Source organism: Streptomyces sp. NPDC042336, assembly GCF_055581985.1.
The window spans coordinates 311123-326149 of the sequence record NZ_JBVJEA010000005.1; the positions used below are offsets into that span (position 1 = coordinate 311123).

Here is a 15027-nt window from a genome sequence, read left to right on the forward strand (position 1 = left end):
ACGGCGGGACGGTCACAGCAGAACCTCCGGGATGTCCAGGTGCCGGGCGCGCAGCCATTCACCGAGCGCCTTGGCCTGCGGGTCGAAACGGGCCTGCGCGGCGACGCCCTCGCCGAGGATGCCCTCGACGACGAAGTTCAGGGCGCGCAGGTGGGGGAGCTGGTGCCGGGTGAGGGGCAGGTCGCGGGCCTCGGGGATCAGCTCGCGGAACCGGTCGGCGGTCAGCGCGTGGACGAGCCAGCGCCAGGCGTCGTCGGTCCGCGCCCACACGCCGACGTTGGCGTTGCCGCCCTTGTCGCCGCTGCGGGCACCGGCGACGAGGCCGAGGGGGGCGCGGCGGGCGGGGCCGGGCGGGAGGGGCTCGGGCAGAGGTGGTTCGGGTACGGCGCGGAGTACGGCGGTGTCCTGGGCGGCCGGCACCGGGACCCGCCGCCCGTCATGGAGGACGGCCACATGGTCGACGGCACCATGAGGAACGTACACATCCTCGAACACCCCATAGGGCGCGCCCTTCCCAGGTGGCGCGAGCACATGGAACCCGGGGTAGCCGGCTAGGGCCAGCTCGATCGCGGCGCCGCTCAACGCCCGCCCGACGGCCTGCTGGTCGGGGTCGCGGACGACGAGCCGCAGCAGGGCGCTGGCCGTCTCCTCGGTGGGCGCGTCGGGCCGGTCGGTGCGGGCCAGGTCCCAGCGGACGTCGGCGATCTTGCCGAGGGCGGGTTCCATCTGTGCCCGGACCAGACCGGCCTTGGCCTCGATGTCGAGGCCGGTGAGGACGAAGGCGACCTCGTTGCGGAAGCCGCCGAGGCGGTTGAGGCCGACCTTGAGGGTGGGCGGCGGCGCCTCGCCGCGCACGCCCTCGACGCGGACGCGGTCGGGACCGGCCTGGCTGAGCCGTACGGTGTCCAGCCGGGCGGTGACGTCGGGGCCGGCGTACCGCGCGCCGCCCGTCTCGTACAGCAGCTGGGCGGTGACCGTGCCGACGTCGACGAAGCCGCCGGTGCCGTCGTGCTTGGTGATGACGGAGGTGCCGTCGGCGTGCAGTTCGGCGAGCGGAAAGCCGGGGCGCCGTACGTCGCCGTCCTGGAAGAAGGCGTAGTTGCCGCCGGTCACCTGCGCCCCGCACTCCAGCAGGTGCCCGGCGACGACCGCGCCCGCGAGCCGGTCGTACTCCGTCGGGCCCCAGCCGAAGTGCGCGGCGGCGGGCCCGGTGACCAGGGCGGCGTCGGTGACCCGCCCGGTGACGACGACGTCAGCGCCGGCCCGCAGGCACTCGGCGATGCCGAAGCCGCCGAGGTAGGCGTGGGCGGCCAGCGCTCCCGGGTGGGCGGCGGTGAGGTCGTCGCCCTCGACGTGCGCGACCCGCACCGGGATGCCGAGCCGCCCGGCCAGTGCCCGTACGGCGTCGGCGAGTCCGGCGGGGTTGAGGCCGCCCGCGTTGGCGACGATCCGCACCCCCCGCTGGTGGGCGAGCCCGAGGCATTCCTCCAGCTGCCGCAGGAAGGTGCGGGCGTATCCGGCGCCGGGGTCCTTCAGCCGGTCGCGGCCCAGGATGAGCATGGTCAGCTCGGCGAGATAGTCACCGGTGAGGACGTCCAGCGGGCCGCCGGTGAGCATCTCGCGCATGGCGTCGAAGCGGTCGCCGTAGAACCCGGAGGCGTTGCCGACGCGGAGCACGCTCACCGGGTCTCCCCCTGCGGCGGGCGTCCGGCTCCGGGCGGTCCGGCGAAGGCCTGGGCGATGTCCAGCCAGCGGTCGGCGTCCGGGCCCTCGGCGGTGAGGGCGAGGTCGGCGCGGTGGGCGCGCTGGGTGGCGAGGAGGCAGAAGTCGAGAGCGGGGCCGGTGACGCGCTGCGGGGCGTCCTCGGGGCCGTACGTCCACAGGTCGCCGCCCGGGCCGGTGAGTTCGACGCGGAACGGCTCGGCGGGCGGGGTGAGTCCGTGGGTGGCGTAGGCGAAGTCCCGGGCGCGGACCCCGATACGGGCGACGTGCCGCAGGCGGTCGGTGGGCGGGCGGGACACGCCGAGGGTCGCCGCGATGTCGAGGCCGTGGGCCCAGGTCTCCATCAGGCGGGCGGTGGCCATGGAGGCGGTGGCCATGGGCGGGCCGTACCAGGGGAAGCGGGCACCGGGTGCGGCGGCGCGCAGTGCCGCGTCGAGGGCGGTGCGGTCCTGCCGCCAGGCCGCCAGCAGCGCGGCGGGGTCCTGCTTCGCCCCCTCCTCGGCGCCGTCGTCCACGTACCGGTCGGGTGCGGCGAGGGCCTGCTCGACCAGTCCCGTGAACCCGTCCTCGTCGGTGACGGCGACCAGGGCGGCCCGGTCGGTCCAGTTCAGGTGCGCGATCTGGTGGGCGATCGTCCAGCCGGGCGCCGGGGTGGCCAGGCGCCAGTCCTCCGGTCTCAACCCGGCGACCAGGGCGTCGAGTTCCTCGCCCTCCTCGCGCAGGTCGTCGATCACGGGCGTCGGGTCGGACACGGTCGCTCCCCTCGGGCACGGCGATGTGCGGCGCGGTGTGGGGAGGAGCATGGCAGGGCGGGGATTAACAATCAAGCACGCTTGCATGATTTTCGCAGCGATGAAGGCGAGAGCGGCCCGGCGTCGATGCGCCGGGCCGCTGGACGACCGCGCGGTCTCAGTTCTTCCCGGCCGGCCAGACCGTCGTGTCCATGGAGATGAAGGCGGCCTCCGGCAGGGCGGTCGACTTCACCTGGACAACGAACAGGGCGATGTCTCCGTTGTTCCGCCGGACGCAGATCTCCTGGCCGGCGGACGCGGCGGCCAGCGGGAGGCGGTGGACGGCATCCCGGGCGGTCATGTCGCGGCACTCCTCGTACGTGGCGCCCGGGTCACCGAACAGCATCGTGAAGACGCTGGTGTCGCTCTCCAGGGCGCAACTCGGGTTCGCGCAGTCGAAGCGGACGTCCCCCTCGCGGTCCTCGCGCATGGTGCCTTCGGTGAGGCTGATCGAGTTGTCGGCGTTCACCAGCAGGGCGCCGTGGGCGTGGGCCCGCGGCGGCGTCGTACCGGACGCGGAGCCGTCGGACCCCCCGTCCGGCCGTCCGGCCGCCGAGTCGCCCCCCGCACCGGCCCCCGACGCGGTCTCCTCCCCGGCCGCCGCGGCGGACCCCTCCGCCACCGGACCGGGCGTAGCGGACGCGGAATCGGACGCGGAGCGGGACGCCGACGCGGAAGCGACCGCGTCCCGGGCCCGGTCGAGGCCGCGTCCCGCCGCGTCCAGCAGCGCCGAACCCGCCGCGATCACCAGGCCGCACGCGACGACGGCGGCGGCCGAGAGCAGGACGGCGCGTCTCCTGCGGCGCCCGCGCTCCCGAGGCCCGTCGGGCCGCCGCGGCACGAACGGCCCTCCCGGTCCGGCGCCGCCCGGCCAGGGCGCCGGAACGGTCCCCAGCGGGGCGGTCCACGGCGCCGTGTGCGCCGCGGTCGGGCCCGGGACCGCGGCCGGTGCCTCGGCGGTCGCCGGTCCGGTGGCCGCGACCGGCGGCACAACCGTCACCGGCGGCCCGGCGATCTCCCGCCACACGGCGGGCCCGGCCTCCTCCCCGCCGTCCCGGCCCAGCTCCCTGCGGCACCACTCGACGATCTCCGCCGGGGTCGCCCGTTCCTCGGGGTCGGCGGCCAGGCACCGGCCGAGCAGGCCGCGCAGGCGCTCGGGCAGCCCGGACAGGTCGGGCTCGGAGTGGACGATCCGGTACAGCACGGTGGCGGCCGGGCCGTCGCCGTACAGCGGCTTGCCCAGGGCCGCGAAGGCGGCCGTCTGCCCGAGCGAGAAGACGTCGGTGGCCGCCGTGATGTCGCCCGCGGAAGCCTGCTCGGGGGCCATGAACTGGGGCGTGCCGATGGTGGCGCCCGTGGCGGTGTGCGCGGTGCTGTCGGCGGCGAGCGAGATGCCGAAGTCGATGACCCGCGGTCCGTCGGCGGCCAGCAGTACGTTCGCCGGCTTGAGGTCCCGGTGCACGATCCCCGCGCCGTGGACGGCCTGGAGCGCCTCGGCGACCCCGGCCATCAGCCACAGCACCGCGGGCACCGGCAGCGGCCCGCTCCGGGCGACGGCGCCCGACAGGGAGGGCCCGGGCACGTACAGCGTGGCCAGCCAGGGCGGTACGCCGTCCGGGTCGGCGTCGATCAGTTCGGCGGTGTAGGCGCCCTTCACCCTGCGGGCGGCCTTGATCTCCCGGCCGAAACGCCGCCGGAAGGCCGGGTCGTCGGCCAGTTCCGACCGTACGACCTTGATGGCCACGGGCCGGCCGCCCCGGGTGTGCGACAGGTAGACCCGTCCCATGCCGCCCGCTCCGAGCCGGGCCGCGAGACGGTAACCGCCCACGGCGCGCGGGTCGTCGTCCTGCAAGGGCTGGAAGACCTCGGCGGGGTGGTTCATCGGTTCCCTCCCCGTGATCCCGATGAGCTGACCAGGTACGCAGCCTATGCGGTGCGGGTGGCGGTCCCGCCCGCCGGGGCGGTCGCCGGGGCGGTCACGGCAGCTCGGGGAGCGCCTTCGCCCGCCGGCGTCCCACCTGGGTCCGTACCGCGCCCATGCTCGCCGCGATGACCAGCGCGATGGCGGCGGACTGGGTGGCGGTCAGGGCCTGGTCGAGGATGAGGAAACCGGCCGCCGCGGCGATGGCCGGTTCCAGGCTCATGAGGATGGCGAAGGTCGGCGCGGGCAGACGCCGCAGGGCGAGGAGTTCGAGGGTGTAGGGCAGGACGGAGGAGAGCAGGGCGACCCCGGCGCCCAGCGCGAGCGTCTCCGGGTCGATCAGCTTCGCCCCCGACTCGACGACGCCCAGCGGCAGGAACAGCAGCGCGCCGACCGCCATCGCCAGGGCCAGTCCGTCGGCCTGCGGGAAGCGGCGTCCGGTGCGGGCGCTGAAGACGATGTACGCCGCCCACATGGCGCCCGCCGCCAGGGCGAAGGCGGCACCGGCCGGGTCGAGGCCGTCGAAGCCGCCGCCGCCCAGCAGGAAGACGCCGGCCAGGGCGAGCGCGGCCCAGACCAGGTTGACCGCGCGGCGGGAGGCGAAGACGGACAGGGCGAGCGGGCCGAGCACCTCCAGGGTGACGGCGGGGCCGAGCGGGATGCGGTCGACGGCCTGGTAGAAGAGGCCGTTCATGCCGGCCATGGCGATGCCGAAGACGACGACCGTGCCCCAGTCGGCCCGGGAGTGGCCGCGCAGCCGGGGGCGGCAGACCACGAGCATGACGACGGCGGCCACGGCCAGCCGCAGGGTCACCACGCCGAGCGCCCCGGCCCGCGGCATCAGGCTCACCGCCAGCGCGGCACCGAACTGCACGGAGATCCCACCGGCGAGGACCAGGCCGACCGGGCCGAGAGCACCGAACCGCCCGGTCGGCGCACCGCCCGGCGCATCGCCTGGCCCACCGGCCGGCACAGACGCGGGGGCGACGGCGGACGCGGTGGCCGGGGACGAGGTGCCGGGGGTGGCGCTGGGGGTACTCACGGGGGCTCCGGGACGGTGTGCGGGTGGACGTCGTTCAGCACGCTGCACTGCACGGTACAGCGTAATGGACGCTGTCAGGCATGTACTGCTTTTACGCAACTGTCAGGGCCGGGACGTACGGCTGTCAACGCACGTCCGCGGGGCGAGCCGGGACCGGCCGGCCCCGGCCGGTTACCGAGCGGGTACCGTCCACCGGGTGAGACGACTCCCGACCCGCCTCTGGCGCCTGCTGCGCCCCGTCCAGAGCCGCCTGATGTGGCTGGTGAACGCCAAGTTCGTGGTCGGCGTGACCGGCGTCGTACGGGACGACGAGGGGCGGGTCCTGATGCTGAAGCACCGGATGTGGGCGCCGGGCCGCCAGTGGGGTCTGCCGAGCGGCTTCGCGCACAAGGGCGAGGACTTCCGGCAGACCGTCGTCCGGGAGGTCAAGGAGGAGACGGGCCTGGACGTGGAGGTGGGCCGGCTGGTCATGCTGACCAGCGGCCTGCGCACCCGCCTGGAGGTGGCGTACGAGGCCCGGCTGCTGGGCGGCGAGCTGCGCCTCGACCCGTTCGAGATCCTGGAGGCCCGCTGGTGCCGCCCTGACGAACTCCCCGAGGACGTCCAGCCGGTGTGCCGTCCGCTGGTGCGGGGCGAGACGGTGCCCTGAGCGCCGGGTGCGGGAAGGCGGTCACAGCGACCGTGAAATGATCCGGCCGGCGCCCCACGGCGCCCGCGCCTCGGCCGAGTTCGGAGTCCCGGCAGTGCTTTTCGACGTCAATCGCGGCGAACTCGTCGACGCCTTCGGCGAGTCCGGGCTCGCGACCCTGCCCGCCGCCGCCTTCCCGCCCCTCGCCGCGGACACCGACGGCGCCCGCCTCCTGCGGACCGTCGGCGTGCCCACCGGGACGCTCCGGCTGCGTGCGCCGGACGAGGAGACCGGACGGCTGCCCGCGGTCGGACGCGTCGTCGACACCGGGGACTTCGAGGACGCCCCGCCGGGGGCCGGCGACTGGCCCGTCATCGGCTGGCTCCTCAGCGCCCACCTCGCCCTCGACCCGGGTTCCGGCAAGGTGTACGCCTTCGACGCCGGCGAGGAGACGGTGCGAGGGCTCCACACGGACGTCTCCTCCCTGGTCCGGGTCACCGCCCGGTTCCAGCGGCTGCTGGCGGAATTCACCTTCGACGGCGACGACGAGGAAGCCGGCTTCGAGCGGCTCGACCGCCAGGTCGAACGCATCCGCCGGGAGACGAGCCGCATCGACCCGCTCCCCTTCCAGGACGACGAGACGGTGTGGTCGGTGGTCGGCGAGGAGATCGCCATGGGGCAGCGGTTCGAGGGAGACAGCCCGGGAGCCCTTTCGCTCTACGGGTGACGGCCGGGTGACGGACACCCGCCCGCCCGGACCGCCGCCGGTCACCCCCGTGCTCGCCGGTCATCCCATGCTCTTGGCACCGTCCAGGGACTCCCGGATGATGTCGGCGTGGCCCGCGTGCTGGGCGGTCTCGGCGATGACGTGCATCAGCACCCGGCGCGCCGACCACTCGTCGCCGGCCTCGAACCAGGGCGCCTTCGGCAGCGGCTGGGCGGCCCCCAGGTCGGGCAGGGTGGCGACCAGCTCCTCGGTCCGGCGGGCCACCTCGGCGTAGTCGTCCAGCACACCGGCCAGCGTCTCGCCGGGCAGCATCCTGAACTCGTCGGCCCGCCGGGCCCAGTCGTCCTCGGTCATGGCCGTGAAGTCGCCCATCACCGAGGGGCCGTTCACGATGAAGCCGGTCCAGCCCCGCTCGACCGCGGTGACGTGCTTGATCAGGCCGCCCAGGCACAGCTCACTGGCGGTGGTCCGCAGCCCGGCCTGCTCGTCGGTGAGGTCGCGAGTGGTGAAGCGCAGGAAGTGCCGGTGCTTGGCCAGCGTCGCCACCAGGTCGGCGCGCTCGCCGGTGAGGGCCGGGGCCTCGGTCAGGTCGCGGGTGGTCGGCTCGCTGGTGAGGGACTCAATGGTGGTCATGGTCTCCGCCTTCCGGTGTTCCTGCTCCGTCGGTCGAGGAACACGCTATGGGCCGTATAGGTCAGGTCTCGTCCTAGACCGCCGGCCACCGCGGGGCTTCCGGAGAAGGCCGGGACAGCGCGGGGGGCCTAGTGGGCGATCTCCCCGCCGCCCATCAGCAGGCCCAGCCCCTCGGTGTCGTCGAAGGTGTCCTCGGACAGCCGGGTGACACCGGCGTCGGACGGCCCGTCCGCGGTGCCGGGCAGCAGGAGGGCGACGCCGTCGACCGTGTCGCCGCCCGGCGCGGTCACCACGAGGTCGGCGTGGGAGTCGCCGTCGAGGTCGGTGAGGCCCACGGCGGCGCCGAAGTCGGCGTCCCCGCCCGGGGCGGCGCCCAACTCGTCCCCGTCGAACAGCCGGGCGCCCGCACCGCTGACCCCGTCCGGCCCGCCCTCCAGGTACAGCACCTGCTCCGGCCCCGGCTCTCCGTACACGTCCCACCGGGGAGCCCCGGCGACCACGTCGGCGTATCCGTCGCCGTTGACGTCGCCCGTGTCCAGGCCGGTGAAGACGGCGTCCTCGTCCTGAGGTTCCTCGCCGGGTACGCCCGGGGTGTCCCGGTCGACGGTCGTCGTCCTCTCCCCCGGCCCGGTCTTCGACCCGTACACCACCGTCACCGAGCTGCGGCTCGCGTCGCCGCCCCGGGGACTGAGCACCAGGTCGCCGTACCCGTCGCCGTCCACGTCGCCGATCGCCCCCTCGCCCGCGTCGTGGAGCCGGATGCCCTCGGGCTGCGTGAAGCCGTCCCGGCCGCCGTGCAGATAGCTGACCGGCCGGGTCCTCTCCCGCCAGGGCACCTCGGGTCCGGTGTCGGCGTCGTGGAAGCTCACCAGGTCGTCGATGCCGTCGCCGTCGAGGTCCCCGGCGAGCAGGTCGCCGTAGTTCGCGCCCCTGACGTCCGGGGCGGGACGGCGCGGAGCGGGGACGGCGCCCGTCGCGGCGGGGGTGCCGTCCCGCCCGAAGGGCCCCTTGAGCAGCCCCTTGCCGGAGCCGAGCCCGAAGACCAGGTCGGGGTGCCCGTCCCCGTCGAAGTCACCGCCGACGAGCTGCTCGTCCAGGATCGGGTCGATGCCCCAGGCGACGTGACTGCCGTCCGTCCCCGGCACCCGGGCGGCACGCGAGAGCCCGTCCTCGGAACCCCACATGATGATCACGCTGGGCTTCCAGTCGAAGACGGAGGCGGCGAGGTCGGTGTACCCGTCCCCGTCGAAGTCGCGAGCCACGACATCGGTGCCGAAGAAGGCCTCGTCCCGGTTGCCGCCCGGTATCCCCGGGTCGTCCTGCGTCAGGTACTGGCACCGGGCGATCCCGGTCCCGTCCCCCGCCCCGTACGCGACCTCGATGCTCCCCCCGCCGACCCCGTACGCCACGCTCCCCATCGAGCCGAGGGCCAGGTCCGGGTGCCCGTCCCCGTCGAAGTCGGCAACGCCGTCCGGCGCGGGCCGGTCCGACGCGGGGGCGGTGGAGGCGGTGCCGTGGACTCCGCCCGTCCCGCACCCGTACGGCGCGGCGATGCCGGCGGGCTCCCCACCGGCGATCACCACCCCCGCCGCGACCACCAAGGCGACGAGGGCCGCGCCACACCCGGACACCCACGCCCGCTTGCCGCCCCACCGCCGCCGATCTGCCGCTTGATCCGAACCGTCCATACGAACGATCACGCGTCGGCGGCGGCGCGCGGTTCCGGCACCTCGGAGCGGGAAGCGCTCCTCCCGCTGATCGCGCGGCTGACAGTGGCGCCGTTCACGCGAACGGACTCACCCGATCGCGAGCCGTCAGACCCGCTCCAGGGGCCGGTGCGGCCCGCTGGGAAGCTCCGCTTTGATCGTGTCGCCCGGGCGCACTGCGCCACCCGCCTTCACGATGCTCATGATTCCGGCCTTGCGTACGACGTTCCCGCTCTCGTCGCGGCCGACCACCTGCTTCAGCAGCCCGTCTCGGAAGTTGTCGATCTGCAGGCAGGGGTTGCGCAGGCCGGTCACCTCCAGCACTGCGTCGTCGCCGACGCGCAGCAGCGTGCCGGCCGGCAGGCCGAGCAGATCGATGCCACGGGTGGTGATGTTCTCGCCGAGGTCGCCGGGCGCCACCTTGAATCCCTCCGCACCGACCTCTGCGAAGAGCTCTTCATGGATGAGGTGGACCTGGCGCAGGTTCGGCTGGGTGGGGTCCTGCGCGACGCGTGAGCGATGCTTGACCGTCACGCCGGCATGGACGTCGCCCTCCACCCCGAGCCCGGCGAGCAGCGTGATGCCGTCCCGGTTCGGCTTGGTGAACGAGTACACGCCGTTGCTGCTGACTGCCGCCACCGTCCCGCTCATCCTCGGCCCCCTCCTCAGTGACACGATCGGCCACGACCCTAGCCCCCGCCCATGGGATCGGCACAAGGCGCCGGTCGGGGCAGGCCGAAATCCCGTGGAGCCCAGCTGCGCGGCATGGGAAGCTCTTCGGCGCCCGCTGACGGAAGGGAAGGCCGACAGGTGTACGTACCGCCCTCTGCACGAGCTCTCGACGACGACGAGCGTGAGCTCGTGGAGCTGGCACGCCGCACCATAGACGCGCATACCGACGCCGGGCCCGACGAGGACGGGGTCCACACGATGGGCGCCGCGGTCATGGCCGCCGACTACCGGATGTTCGCCGGCGTGAACCTCTACCACTTCACCGGCGGCCCCTGCGCCGAACTCGTGGCTCTGGGAGCCGCGCGAGCCCGGGGTGCCCGCCAGATGCGCTGCATCGTCGCCGTGGGAAACCACGGACGCGGGGTCGTCGGTCCGTGCGGGCGCGATCGGCAGGTCTTCGTGGACTACTACCCCGCCATGCGCGTCATCGTGCCCACGCCCGCGGGGCTCAGATCCGTGCTCGCCGCCGACCTGATGCCGCTGACCCAACAATGGACCCCGGAAGGCATGAAGGGTCTCGACCCGTCGCTCTACCAGGACCCCTATACGGCCGGTCCCCCGGTCATCCGGTTCAACCCCCGCTACCTCGAAGACGTCCGCTCCGGCACCAAGACCAGAACCACCCGCTTCCGGGACCCGGCCCAGCTCGGGCCGGCACGGCTGGTGTTCGAAAGCGACCCGGAAGTCGTGTTGTCGGCAGAAGTGACCGGCATCAAGCACTGCCTGGTCAGCGAACTCACCGACCAGGACGCCCAGGCCGAGGGTCTGGCGACCGCGGACGAACTCCGGAAAGGCCTCAAGGGCCACTACCCGGATCTGGCGGGAACCGACGAGGTCGACGTGATCACCTTCCAGGTCGACGACGGAACCGGTGCCCCTCGGACCGCGGAGGCGTGGCGGAGAGCCGGGGACACTGGCTCCGGGACCTGACACTGATCCCACGGTGCCATCCGGGCTCCCGGGATCAGCCTCCGGGCGTACGCCCAAGTACCGCCCCGGGCCGACGCGTTGAGCGGGCACCGGCGCCTAGCGTCGTCCGCATGACCGGAAGATCACGCACCTCACGCAGGACCGTCCTGACCGCGCTGATCGCGGGGGGTCTGTCCGTCCCCCTCCTGGGAGCGGCCCCCGCGTCGTCGGCTCCCGACACCGCCCTGGAGCTGCCCACCCCCACCGGCCCCCACCCCGTGGGCCGCCGCACCCTGCACCTCGTCGACCGGCACCGCGCCGACCCCTGGGTGCCGACGGCGCGCGGCAGGGAGCTGATGGTGTCCGTTTCCTACCCGGCACGCCCGTCCGGTGGGACCCCGGCGCGGTACATGACCGAGAGCGAGGCGCAGCGGCTCCTGGAGGTCAAAGGACTCGCCGGGGTCGTGCCGGCCGCGACGGTCGCGGGGACGCGGACGCATGCGCGGGTCGGCGCACCTCCCGCGCCGGGTCGCTTTCCCCTCGTCCTGCTGTCCCCCGGCTTCTCGATGCCGCGCACCACGCTCACCGCGCTCGCCGAGGAACTGGCCGGCCGCGGTTACGTGGTGGCCGCCGTGGACCACGCCTACGAGTCCGTCGGCACGGAGTTCCCCGGCGGCCGGGTCCCGCCCTGTGTGGCCTGCGACCGGGTCGGCGTCGACGTCGAGGAGGCGGCCGTGGTGGAGGGCCGGGCCGCGGACCTGTCCTTCGTGATCGACGAGTTGACCGGCCACCGGCGCGCGGGGGCGCTCGCCCCCGTGATCGACTCGCACCGTATCGGCGTCGCCGGGCATTCGATCGGGGGAGCGGCCGCCATGGCGACGATGGCCGCCGACCGCCGCGTACGGGCGGGGGTCAACCTCGACGGGGGGTTCTTCGTGCGCGACGCCGGGTCCGGACTCGGCCGGCGTCCGTTCATGATGGTCGGCGCCGAGGACGTCCACGGTCCCGCCGACACCGGCAGCGACTGGCCCGCCACCTGGGAGCGTCTGCACGGCTGGAAACGCTGGCTGACCGTGACCGGGGCCGGGCACTTCTCCTTCACCGACATCCCCTGGCTGGCGGAGCAGCTGGGGCTGGCGGATCCGGAGGTCCCGCTCTCGGGCGAGCGGGGTTGGTATATCACCCGGGACTACGTCCGTGCCTTCTTCGACCTCCATCTGCGGGGCATCCCCCAGACGCTCCTGCACGGCCCCACGCCCTCACACCCCGAGGTCGCGTTCCACCGGCCGTAGCCACCACCGGAGCCTCACTCCAGCCCCTCCGCCAGCACCTCCGCGAGGTGCCGCCCCCGCACTCCCGCCAGCTGCTCCAGCTGGGTCCGGCACGAGAAGCCGTCCGCCAGGACCACCGCGCCGTCCGGGGCCTCGCGCACCGCCGGGAGGAGCTGGTCCTCCGCGCACGCGGCCGACACCTCGTAGTGGCCGTCCTCGAAGCCGAAGTTGCCCGCGAGACCGCAGCAGCCGCCGCTCAGCCCGCCGGTCAGGCCCGCCGACTCGCGCAGCCGCCGGTCGGCCGCGTCGCCCAGGACCGCGTGCTGGTGGCAGTGGGTCTGGCCGGTGACCGGACGGTTCACGGCGGGCGGGGTCCAGTCGGGGGCGTGGCGCTCCAGCACCTCCGCGAAGGTCAGCACCCGCGCCGCCAGCCGGGCCGCGCGCGGGTCGTCGTGCAGCAGCTCGGGCAGGTCCGTGCGCAGGGCGGCGGCACAGCTCGGCTCCAGGACGACGACCGGTGCGGACGTCTCCAGCACGGGGGCCATCAGGTCCAGCGTGCGGCGCATCACCGTGCGGGCGCGGTCCAGTTGGCCCGTCGAGACGTACGTCAGGCCGCAGCAGACCTGCCCCCGGCGGGCCGTCAGCAGGGACAGGAGCGGGGCCGCCGACCTCGACGTCCCGTCGCCGACCACCGCACGTCCCCGCAGCGTCGGCGGCAGCACCACCCGCAGCCCCGCCGCCTCCAGCACCCGTACGGCCGCCCGGCCGACGGAGGGCGAAAGGTGCTCGGTGAAGGTGTCCGGCCACAGGACCACCAGGTCGCCGCCCCCGGCCGGCCCTCCCCGCCCCCGCCACCACCTGCTGAACGTCTCCCCGGCCAGCCGCGGCACCTCCCGCTCCCCGGCGATCCCGCCCAGCCGCTTCGCCACCGCGGCCAACGGCCGTACCGACGCGAGCGCGTTGACGACCGGCGCCACCCGCGCCCGGGCCGCCCAGCGCAGCCACACCGGCAGCCACCCCATCACGTAGTGGGCGGCGGGGCGGCGGCGCCCGGCGTAGTGGTGGTGCAGGAACTCCGCCTTGTACGTGGCCATGTCGACCTCGACCGGGCAGTCGGAGCGGCAGCCCTTGCAGGACAGGCACAGGTCCAGGGCGTCCCGGACCTCCGGCGAGCGCCAGCCGTCGGTCACCAACTCGCCCGCGAGCATCTCGTGCAGCAGCCGGGCCCGGCCGCGCGTGGAGTGCTGCTCGTCCCCCGTGGCACGGAAGGACGGGCACATCACGCCCGCTCCCGACACCGACGTCGTACGGCACTTGGCGACCCCCACGCAGCGGCGCACCGCCGCCGAGAAGTCGCCGCCGTCGGACGGGTAGCCGAACTCCACGTCCACCGGCTCGCGCGGCAGGACGGAGAAGCGGAGGTTCGCGTCGAGCGGCGCCGGGCGGACCAGCATGCCGGGGTTGAGGAGGTCGTCCGGGTCCCAGACGGCCTTGGCGCGTTCGAAGAGGGCGACTGTCCGCGTGCCGTACATCCTCGGCAGCAGCTCCGCCCGCGCCTGCCCGTCGCCGTGCTCCCCGGACAGCGAGCCGCCGTGCGCCACGACCACGTCCGCCAGCTCCTCCGAGAAGCGGCGGAAACGGGCCACCCCGGCGTCCGTCAGCAGGTCGAAGTCGATGCGTACGTGGATGCAGCCGTCACCGAAGTGCCCGTACGGCGTGCCACGCAGGCCGTGGGAGGTCAGCAGGGTCCTGAAGTCCCGCAGGTAGCCGCCCAGCCGGGCGGGTGGCACGGCGCAGTCCTCCCAGCCGGGCCAGGCCTCCGAGCCGTCCGGCATCCGCGTCGCCGTACCGCTCGCGTCCTCCCGGATGCGCCACAGCGTCCGCTGCCCGGCCGGGTCGGTGACCACGAGGGCGTCCACGACGTCCGCCGCCCGGACCACCGCCTGGGCACGCGCCCGCGCCTCCGCCTCCGTGTCGCCGCCCGTCTCCACGAACAGCCAGGCCCCGCCCCGCGGCAGCCCCTGCGTGGACGGCACCAGGTCCACCGCCATGCCCTCCACCGTGAGCGGACCGAGCGGCAGCAGTCCGGCCGCCGCCTCCGCCGCACCGGCCTCGTCGGCGTAGCCCAGCACCGCCAGCGCACGCGCGCGGGGCGACTCGACCAGCCGTACGACCGCCTCGGTCAGCACGCCGAGCGTGCCCTCCGAGCCGCAGAAGGAGCGGGCCACGTCCGCGCCCCGCTCCGGGAGCAGGGCGTCCAGCGCGTAGCCGGAGATGCGGCGCGGGAGGTCCGGGAAGCCGGTACGCAGGCAGGCCAGGTCGCCGTCCACCAGCGCGCGCAGGCCCTCGGGCGCCCCGGACCACGCCTGCCCGAGCCGCAGCCGCCGCCCCCGCGCGGTGAGCACGGTCAGCTCGCGCACGCTGTCCGCCGTCGTGCCCCAGGCCACCGAGTGGGAGCCGCAGGAGTTGTTGCCGATCATTCCGCCGAGGGTGCAGCGGCTGTGGGTGGCGGGGTCGGGCCCGAAACGCAGTCCGTGCGGCGCGGCGGCGTCCTGGAGACGGTCGAGGACCAGCCCCGGCTGGACGACGGCCGTACGCGCCTCCGGATCGATTCCGACCAGCCGGTTCATGTGCCGGGTGAAGTCCAGCACCACCCCCGTGCCCGTCGCCTGCCCGGCGATCGACGTACCGCCGCCCCGCGCCACGACCGGCACCCCGCGCTCCCGGCACACCTCCAGCACGCCCGCCACGTCGTCGGCGTCCCTCGGGGCCACGACACCGAGCGGGACCCGCCGGTAGTTCGAGGCGTCCATGGTGGTCAGCGCCCGGGACGTGGTGTCGAACCCGACCTCGCCGCGGACGGCCCTGCGCAGTGCTGCCTCCAGATCGGTCATGCCCTCCAGCATGGGCTCTGGTAGCTCCCTACAGGTCCGCACGGCGGAGAT

12 protein-coding genes are annotated in these 15027 nt (G+C 74.6%); 4 read left to right on the top strand and 8 right to left on the bottom strand.

All coding sequences use genetic code 11. The features are described 5' to 3' along the window. Nucleotides 1-12: 12 nt before the first annotated feature. The 4 genes from ACZ6IM_RS14265 to ACZ6IM_RS14280 form a co-directional block, all read right to left on the bottom strand. Entirely contained in the window at nt 13-1683 is a 1671-nt protein-coding gene (locus ACZ6IM_RS14265) for an acyclic terpene utilization AtuA family protein (RefSeq protein WP_052839182.1), read from the bottom strand. Continuing rightward, on the bottom strand, nt 1680-2474 hold the full coding sequence (locus tag ACZ6IM_RS14270) for a TIGR03084 family metal-binding protein (protein WP_052839181.1): 795 nt from the start codon (nt 2472-2474) through the stop codon (nt 1680-1682). Before ACZ6IM_RS14270 ends, ACZ6IM_RS14265 begins: the two co-directional genes overlap by 4 nt. A gap of 157 nt (nt 2475-2631) precedes the next feature. After that, nucleotides 2632-4395, bottom strand: coding sequence for a serine/threonine-protein kinase (locus ACZ6IM_RS14275; protein WP_052839180.1), 1764 nt, complete (start codon nt 4393-4395; stop codon nt 2632-2634). A 94-nt stretch (nt 4396-4489) separates the two neighbouring features. Further along, the gene (locus tag ACZ6IM_RS14280) at nt 4490-5476 is read right to left on the bottom strand and encodes an EamA family transporter (RefSeq protein WP_052839179.1); all 987 of its coding nucleotides are present in this window, start codon (nt 5474-5476) and stop codon (nt 4490-4492) included. Between the two features lie 196 nt (nt 5477-5672). Here ACZ6IM_RS14280 and ACZ6IM_RS14285 point away from each other — a divergent pair, with 196 nt between their 5' ends. Both ACZ6IM_RS14285 and ACZ6IM_RS14290 read left to right on the top strand, forming a co-directional pair. Beyond that, complete coding sequence (locus ACZ6IM_RS14285; RefSeq protein ID WP_052839178.1) at nt 5673-6125, top strand: NUDIX domain-containing protein; 453 nt, start codon at nt 5673-5675, stop codon at nt 6123-6125. Between the two features lie 94 nt (nt 6126-6219). Continuing rightward, entirely contained in the window at nt 6220-6831 is a 612-nt protein-coding gene (locus tag ACZ6IM_RS14290; RefSeq protein ID WP_052839299.1) for an SUKH-4 family immunity protein, read from the top strand. Nucleotides 6832-6891: 60 nt separating this feature from the next. On the opposite strand, the gene ACZ6IM_RS14295 is transcribed toward ACZ6IM_RS14290, so the two are convergent. The 3 genes from ACZ6IM_RS14295 to ACZ6IM_RS14305 all read right to left on the bottom strand — a co-directional run bounded on the left by ACZ6IM_RS14295 (nt 6892) and on the right by ACZ6IM_RS14305 (nt 9821). After that, the gene (locus ACZ6IM_RS14295; RefSeq protein WP_052839177.1) at nt 6892-7464 is read right to left on the bottom strand and encodes a DinB family protein; all 573 of its coding nucleotides are present in this window, start codon (nt 7462-7464) and stop codon (nt 6892-6894) included. Nucleotides 7465-7592: 128 nt separating this feature from the next. Next, entirely contained in the window at nt 7593-9095 is a 1503-nt protein-coding gene (locus tag ACZ6IM_RS14300; RefSeq protein ID WP_469556716.1) for a VCBS repeat-containing protein, read from the bottom strand. A gap of 183 nt (nt 9096-9278) precedes the next feature. Further along, the gene (locus ACZ6IM_RS14305) at nt 9279-9821 is read right to left on the bottom strand and encodes an MOSC domain-containing protein (protein ID WP_052839175.1); all 543 of its coding nucleotides are present in this window, start codon (nt 9819-9821) and stop codon (nt 9279-9281) included. A 159-nt stretch (nt 9822-9980) separates the two neighbouring features. Between ACZ6IM_RS14305 and ACZ6IM_RS14310 the strand changes: the two genes are divergently transcribed. Both ACZ6IM_RS14310 and ACZ6IM_RS14315 read left to right on the top strand, forming a co-directional pair. Beyond that, on the top strand, nt 9981-10832 hold the full coding sequence (locus ACZ6IM_RS14310; RefSeq protein WP_469556719.1) for an ASCH domain-containing protein: 852 nt from the start codon (nt 9981-9983) through the stop codon (nt 10830-10832). Between the two features lie 110 nt (nt 10833-10942). Further along, nucleotides 10943-12103 carry an alpha/beta hydrolase family protein gene (locus ACZ6IM_RS14315; protein WP_052839174.1) on the top strand — a complete coding sequence of 387 codons (1161 nt, stop codon included), beginning with the start codon at nt 10943-10945 and terminating at the stop codon, nt 12101-12103. Between the two features lie 14 nt (nt 12104-12117). Here the strand turns inward: ACZ6IM_RS14315 and ACZ6IM_RS14320 are convergent, their stop codons facing one another. Next, the gene (locus ACZ6IM_RS14320) at nt 12118-14976 is read right to left on the bottom strand and encodes an FAD-binding and (Fe-S)-binding domain-containing protein (protein WP_052839298.1); all 2859 of its coding nucleotides are present in this window, start codon (nt 14974-14976) and stop codon (nt 12118-12120) included. Between the last annotated feature and the right edge of the window lie 51 nt (nt 14977-15027).